General features: G+C 61.4%; 7 protein-coding genes. 5 read left to right on the top strand and 2 right to left on the bottom strand.

Features of this window, described 5'->3' with window-relative positions:
• Window positions 1-394 (bottom strand): tyrosine-type recombinase/integrase (locus tag VJ923_RS04790; RefSeq protein WP_326439110.1); only part of this gene is annotated, 394 nt, incomplete at its 3' end.
• A 94-nt stretch (window positions 395-488) separates the two neighbouring features.
• Here VJ923_RS04790 and VJ923_RS04785 point away from each other — a divergent pair.
• The 4 genes from VJ923_RS04785 to VJ923_RS04770 all read left to right on the top strand — a co-directional run bounded on the left by VJ923_RS04785 (window position 489) and on the right by VJ923_RS04770 (window position 4,062).
• Window positions 489-935, top strand: coding sequence for a phage holin family protein (locus tag VJ923_RS04785; RefSeq protein WP_326439108.1), 447 nt, complete (start codon window positions 489-491; stop codon window positions 933-935).
• Window positions 935-1,087: a hypothetical protein gene (locus tag VJ923_RS04780; protein WP_326439106.1), complete on the top strand. Its 153-nt coding sequence runs from the start codon at window positions 935-937 to the stop codon at window positions 1,085-1,087. Before VJ923_RS04785 ends, VJ923_RS04780 begins: the two co-directional genes overlap by 1 nt.
• Before the next feature lies 1 nt (window position 1,088).
• Entirely contained in the window at window positions 1,089-2,066 is a 978-nt protein-coding gene (locus VJ923_RS04775) for a peptidoglycan recognition protein family protein (protein ID WP_326439104.1), read from the top strand.
• A gap of 496 nt (window positions 2,067-2,562) precedes the next feature.
• On the top strand, window positions 2,563-4,062 hold the full coding sequence (locus VJ923_RS04770; protein ID WP_326439102.1) for a basic amino acid/polyamine antiporter: 1,500 nt from the start codon (window positions 2,563-2,565) through the stop codon (window positions 4,060-4,062).
• Between the two features lie 437 nt (window positions 4,063-4,499).
• Here the strand turns inward: VJ923_RS04770 and VJ923_RS04765 are convergent, their stop codons facing one another.
• Window positions 4,500-5,438 (bottom strand): diacylglycerol/lipid kinase family protein, encoded by a 939-nt coding sequence (locus tag VJ923_RS04765; protein ID WP_326439100.1) that lies wholly within the window; start codon window positions 5,436-5,438, stop codon window positions 4,500-4,502.
• A gap of 66 nt (window positions 5,439-5,504) precedes the next feature.
• Between VJ923_RS04765 and VJ923_RS04760 the strand changes: the two genes are divergently transcribed.
• On the top strand, window positions 5,505-6,402 hold an 898-nt coding region (locus VJ923_RS04760; protein ID WP_326439098.1), incomplete at its 3' end, for a ribonuclease D.

Below are 6,402 nucleotides of genomic sequence, written 5' to 3'. Positions count from 1 at the left end.
CGCAGCCCACCATGCCGCGTATGAGGCGCTTGAGCCTTCGGTGGGTCAACGTGTCTGGCTTGTAGGTGGGAACCCTGGGCTTCTCGATATGCTGGGTGGGGTCGTAGACGCGCATCTTCCACTTGGCGAGCGCCCAGCGCACGATCTGGCGCAGGCACTTGTAAGCCTTCCACGCGCCGCCGGGGCCTGCCTCGGTCTTGGCAAGCTCGTCCACCCACGCCTGAACGTCGTCGGGCTCGATGTCGGCGATGGCCATGTCTCCCCAGCGCGGCGCCACGTACAGCCTGATGCTGCTCTCGTAGCCGTCGCACGTGTTGGTGCGCCTCCGCTGGCGCTTGGCGGGCAGGTAGTGGCTCCAGGCTATCTCGCCGATGGTCAGTGTCGCGTTGTCCATTGCTTCTCCTTCGTTTGACGGAAAACTCAAACCGCAGGGCACCGGGTACGGCGTCCTGCGCTCTGGGTTTTGCAACAAAAGAGAAAGGACTCATATGACGGAAATCTACATCGATTGGCACCCCCTTGCTGTTGCGGCGGTGATGATGCTGCTTGACATTGCCACGGGGTTTGCGGGGGCTGCGAAGAACGGGGTCATCGACTCCGGGAAGATGCGCGACGGCATCTGGCACAAGGCGGGCTTCTGCTGCCTGCTGGTTCTGGCGGCGGTCTACGAGGTGGCCGTGGTGTGGATTGACTTCGAGGCCGCCCAGGCGGGCTTCGGCGTTGCCGTGCCCGACATCCCCGCCGTGGGAATCATGTGCGCGTACATCGTCCTCACCGAGCTCGTTTCGGTTCTCGAGAACCTGTGTGTGCTCAACCCCGACATCGCGAACTTCCCGTTCGTGGGCAGGCTCGGAAAGCACAACCCAGCGGCCCCCGACGTGACGGTTGGCATCGAGGACATTGACGATATGGCATTCAACGGAAGGGGAGAGTAATGGGCGAGCAGCTGACAGACGAGCAACTGGTGGAGGCGGCCATCGGGGCCGTGAGCAACGTCAAGCACGAGGCGACCAATGAGGAAATCGCCGCCGCCATCGCCGAGATAGCGGCCGAGCGAGCTGATGCTGACGACAGGTCGGGTGAGTAGCATGGCCGAGCAGCTATTGATCAACACGTACCACGGCAGTTTCAACAAGTCTCGCCGCACTGGTGGACTAGGTGCCGTCCAGAACTTCGCCACGCATTACACCGGCGGCATCGGCAGCGCGAGGAACAACTGCATCTACTTCGCGACGGCCAACCGCAACGCCAGCGCCGACTTCTTCATCGACAAGGACGGGACGATCTGGGAGTACAACAACATCCTGGACGGCTACTACACCTGGCACGTCGGCGACGGCAAGGGCAAGTACGGCATCACCAACACCAACTCCATCGGAGTGGAGGTCGTGTCCAACGGCGAGGACTTCACCGCCGCCCAGCGCGCGTCGCTGTCCAAGCTGTACGCCCACTGCTGCTCCATCCTGGGCCGCAAGCTCAATGTGGTGCGCCACTACGACGCCAGCCGCAAGTACTGCCCGTCGCCCTACGTAGACTCCTCGAAATGGGGCTCGCTCAAGACCGAGATTCTCGGCGGCCAGCCGACCCAGGCCGTCAACAAGCCTGCAGCCGCAACTCCTGCAGCGAAGCCGTCGGCCCCCGCGACGAAGCCCGCGGACAAGAAGTACACGGGGGCCAAGGGAAACATCGCCGACTTCCAGCGATGGCTCCGCGTCACCTACAAGTACGACTGCGACGACGACAACCTGTTCGGCCCCAAGACCAGGAAGTTTGCCGTGATGGCGCTCCAAAGCGAGCTTAACAGCCAGTTCGGCAAGGGCTTGAAGGTGGACGGCTCGTTCGGCGGCAATACGTATGTCGCCTGCATCAGCGTCAGGAACGGCGCTCGCGGCAACATCACCCGCATCCTGCAGGGAATGCTCTACTGCCGGGGATACAACCCCAAGGGCTTCGACGGAGTATTCGGCAGCGACACGGGAAAGGCCGTCGGGGCGTTCCAGAGCTCCAAGGGCCTCACCCCGGACAAGATTGCGGGAAGGAACACGTGGAGGAAGCTCTGCGTATAGGCAGGAAACGGTTACCATGGCCCCGGCCCTCGCGTTCTCGCGGGAGGCCGGGGCCTTTTCTGCGTTTGGGGAAGGTGGCAGCAGTGCGGGCTGATACGCATTGATGGCAATGCCAAAAGTTGCGCCAAAAAATCCTGTTTGCGTGGTATTGTGCAGTATCGCATATCAAATAAAATCATTGTTTGACCTGGTATAACTTATTAAGCAATATTGCTTAATATTGCGTCTTAGGAGCTTGACACGGTAGGGGTCACAAGTTCAAATCTTGTATCGCGCACCATGAAATGCCAGGTCGGAGGCTTAAGAGCTTCCGACCTTTTTCTTTGCTTCCTCCAATATGGAGGGAAAATGGAGGCAGGATTCACTCGGCAAAGGAAGATTCGCTTCACATGCCATCCGTTACGTGACGGTTACTTGGCCAAATTGTGGCGATGCTGTGGCCGTGCCTGGGGTATCATGGTCTGCAATGTTTCCCTACCAAGGAGTTGGTCTTTCCATGAGCACAGAATCAATGACCACGACGGGGTCTGCATCGCCCCAGGCCGGAGCGGACGGGGTGACCAACCCCAAGGGCATCGGCTTGTTCCGCATGGTTACCACGGTCATCACGCTCATCGTCGGCGCGGGCGTCTTCTCGCTGTCGGGCGATGCGGCAGCCGGCGGTGCGAGCGGCTGGGCGATTCTCACCGCTTGGGGCATTTCCGCCATCGGCGTGTTCTGCCTCGTCATGACGTTCTTCGCGCTTTCCCGCGTGAAGCCCGATCTGAAGGGCGGCATCTACACCTATGCCGCTACGGGCTTCGGCGACTTTCTCGGCTTCAACAGTGCCTGGGGCTACTGGATCTCCGCTCTGCTGTGCACAGTGAGCTTTTCGGCCCTTCTGTTCGGCGCCCTGTCTTACTTCTTCCCGGTTTTCGGTGACGGCACGAACATCTACGCGGTCATCGGAGCCTCCTGCATCATCTGGTTCTACGCCTTCCTCGTGAGCCGCGGCATTAGCGAGGTGACGCTCATCAACGCCGTCATCACTATCTCGAAGTTCGTGCCCCTGCTTATCGGCATCATCGCCATCATCTTCATCGGGGCCTTCAAGCCCGACGTGTTCCTCGCGAACCTCACTACCGGCGCCGATCCGAGCCTGGCCTTCGTCGACCAGGTGCAGACGGCCATGATGGTCACGATCTGGGTGTTCATCGGCATCGAGGGCGCAGTGGCCATCTCCGGCCGCGCCAAGAAGTCTAAGGATGTAGGCAAGGCCACTATCATCGCCTTCATCTGCGTGCTCACCTTGTATCTGACGGTTTCCATCCTGTCCATGGGCGTCATGCCGCTTTCCGAGCTGGCAACCCTTGAGAACCCGGCGCTTGCCTACGTGATGCAGGCGGCGGTGGGCGATTGGGGCGCCATCCTCATCAACTTCGCCGTGTCGCTCTCGCTTATCGGCGCTATGCTCGGCTACACGGTGCTCGCCAGCGAGTCACCCTTCGAGGCCGCCGAGGAGGGCGTGTTCATCAAGGCCTTCGCCAAGACGAACGCCAAGGGCGCGCCGGTGGTCACCCTGGTCGTGACGAACCTCATCATCGAGGCCTTCCTCATCACCTGGCTGTTCACCGAGTCCACCTACCAGTTCTTCTACACGCTGTCGGCCGGCATGATTCTGCTGCCCTACCTGCTTTCCGCGGCCTATTTCGCGAAAGTGGCCTTCAAGGAGCCCGAAGCGTTCAAGAATCGCCTGAACGGCCCCCTTCTCTTGTGGCGCATTCTTGGCTGCGTGGGCGTCATCTACAGCTTGTTCCTGTCCTGGGCCGCTGGCGTGCTCGGCGTTATCCTCATGTGCCTGCTGTACGTGCCCGGCATCCTCATGTACATCTGGGGCAAGCGCGAGCGTGGCGAGAAGTACTTCCAGTCTACGCTTGACAAAGTGGTGCTCGCCATCATCGTCCTGGCGGCGTGCCTGTCGGTTTACCTGCTCATCACCACGCCCGGTTTGGTGTAGCGCCCATCACGCATCCGCGTTTTCTGTCGGGGGCGACTTCGGTCGCCCCCTCTTTTTTGTCTGTCGTTCGGGAACGAATGAAATAGCTCGAAGGCCGTCGGAGACGCCCGGTAATGCGGCGGTCCGAAGATGATATGGCCTGGAGGTGAGCTAGCTCGGAAGTGAAGCGCTCGGAGGCGATTTGGTCCGGAGGAAAACTGGCCAAATACATGCGATATGGACGCAAAAATCGCGAAAACGACCCCGAAATGGCGTCCATATCGGGCAAATTTGCCAAAAAGGTGTCCATATCCGCATTATTTGTCCGTTTTTCCGGAGGGCTATAGTCTGCGGTCCTTCGGCATCGGTAGTCCTTTTGTAGGGGGGCTCGGTGTGCTTGCGGAAGGGTGGGTGAGGTGCGTCTATGGAGAGGCTTACGAGGGCGCCTGCGGATGCTCCTAGTCTAAGCGCAGCGGCTCGGCGCTTTCCTCGTCGTAGAGCTTGAGGCATTCCTCGCTCACCACGAAGCGGGCGGCCTCGGGGAGCATGCGCACGGTGAAAGGGGTCGTGGTGCCCGTGACCTCGCCGTCGTACTGCACAGCCAGGGGAGGATCGGCGGTTACGGTGCACTCCTTGCCGCGGAACACCTCGAGGGCGTCGGGGCGGGCGGGAAACTCGCCTCCGCGATCGAGCATGCAGCTCAAAAGCGTGGGGATGAGCCCCACCGCGTCGTGGGTGTTCATGACCACGATGTCGAACATGCCGTCGCGCGGAAGGTTCTCGTGGACCACCGATAAATCGAACTGCAGCTTCGAGAAGTTGATGGCCAGCACGCCCACGCCCTGGGTCTGCACGGTCTTGCCGTCGATCTCCAGGGTGATTCTCGAGAACTGGGGCGCGATGTTGGTGAAGGCCGAGGTGAAGTACGCCATGGGGCCCAGCAGGCGCTTGGTGGACTCCGCGCCCTCCATGATGGCGGCATCGTAGCCGGCCCCGGCAATCATGGAGAACCCGAAGTGCTCGCCGTTTTCAAGCTCGATCTCGCCGATATCGAAGTCCATGAGCCGCTCCTCGCGCATCATCTTTGCCAGGGCGTGGGGCTCAGCTGGCGAGGCGAGGTTCATGGCGAGCAGGTTCGCCGTGCCGGCGGGGAAGGGGAGCAGCGGGATGCCCGTCTCGGCCAGAAGGTAGGCGGCCGAGGCCACGGTGCCATCGCCGCCCGCGGCCACTACGGCGTCGAAGTCTTCCGCGTCGCGCAAAAAGTCGGCCAAATCGGTGTCGCCATCGGTGCAGCGCACGGTGATTTCGTCCCCGTCTTTCGCGAAGGCGCGCATGAAGTCGTAAATGGCCCCGTCCCTGAAGCCGGAGGAGAGGTTGTTAACGATGAGGAGTTTCACATAATTCCTTTCCCTTGTTATCATGGGATGGTACTACATCAGCGAGCTTGTCAGACAAGGACCATCGTGGAATACATTGCAAGCCAAGAAAACCTCGAGGCCTTCGCGCGCAGAGCGGCCTCTTCGTCGGTCTTGGCCATCGACACCGAGTTTCTGCGCGAGAAGACCTACTACGCGAACCTGTGCCTCATCCAGCTGGCCACCGATACCGAGGTGGCGGTGGTCGACCCGTTCGCCATCGAGGACCTGCGGGTGCTCAATCCGCTTCTGACCGATTCGTCCCTCATGAAGCTGCTCCATGCCGGCGGCCAGGATCTGGAGATTCTCTACCGCGAGCTCGGCGTGCTGCCCGCGCCCCTGTTCGACACCCAGGTGGCCGCCACGCTTTTGGGCCACACCCAGCAGATCGGCTACGGTCCTTTGGTCCACAGCCTGTGCGGCGTGAACCTGAAGAAGAGCGACTCGTTCACCGACTGGTCGCGCCGACCCCTTACCACCTCCCAGCTTGAGTACGCCGCCGACGACGTGGTCTATCTGCCGAAGATGTACCGCATCATGACGGAGAAGCTAGAGGCGAAGGGGCGCCTGCACTGGCTCGACAATGACTTTGCCGCCATGAGCGATGCGGCCCATTACCAATCCGACCCCGCCGAGCGCTACAAGCGCCTCAAGCGCGTGGGCCAGCTGACGCGCCGCCAGCTCTCGGCGGCCAAGGAGGTGGCCTGTTGGCGCGAGGTGACGGCCCAGGAGCGCGATCTGCCGCGCAAGTGGGTGCTCACCGACGAGCAGATCGTCGAGGCCTGTCGGCGCGAATCGCGCACCATTGACGATTTGTTCATGATTCGCGGGGTGCGCGAGAAGCTCAGCACCCGCGATGCGCGCCAGGTGGCCGCCGCCCTTGTGAAGGGCCTCGACCGCGCGCCCTCCGAATGGCCCGAGCTGGACAAGTCCCCGAAAAGCGAGC

This window comes from Adlercreutzia shanghongiae (genome assembly GCF_035830635.1).
Taxonomy (GTDB): Bacteria; Actinomycetota; Coriobacteriia; order Coriobacteriales; family Eggerthellaceae; genus Adlercreutzia; species Adlercreutzia shanghongiae.
This window is presented reverse-complemented; position numbering and strand designations above follow the sequence as displayed.

What these genes read in the sequence shown, in the direction of transcription:
- VJ923_RS04775 (WP_326439104.1), top strand. Translation starts at nt 1,089, where the DNA reads ATGGCCGAGCAGCTATTGATCAACACGTACCACGGCAGTTTCAACAAG.
- VJ923_RS04785 (WP_326439108.1), top strand. Translation starts at nt 489, where the DNA reads ATGACGGAAATCTACATCGATTGGCACCCCCTTGCTGTTGCGGCGGTG.
- VJ923_RS04780 (WP_326439106.1), top strand. Translation starts at nt 935, where the DNA reads ATGGGCGAGCAGCTGACAGACGAGCAACTGGTGGAGGCGGCCATCGGG.
- VJ923_RS04770 (WP_326439102.1), top strand. Translation starts at nt 2,563, where the DNA reads ATGAGCACAGAATCAATGACCACGACGGGGTCTGCATCGCCCCAGGCC.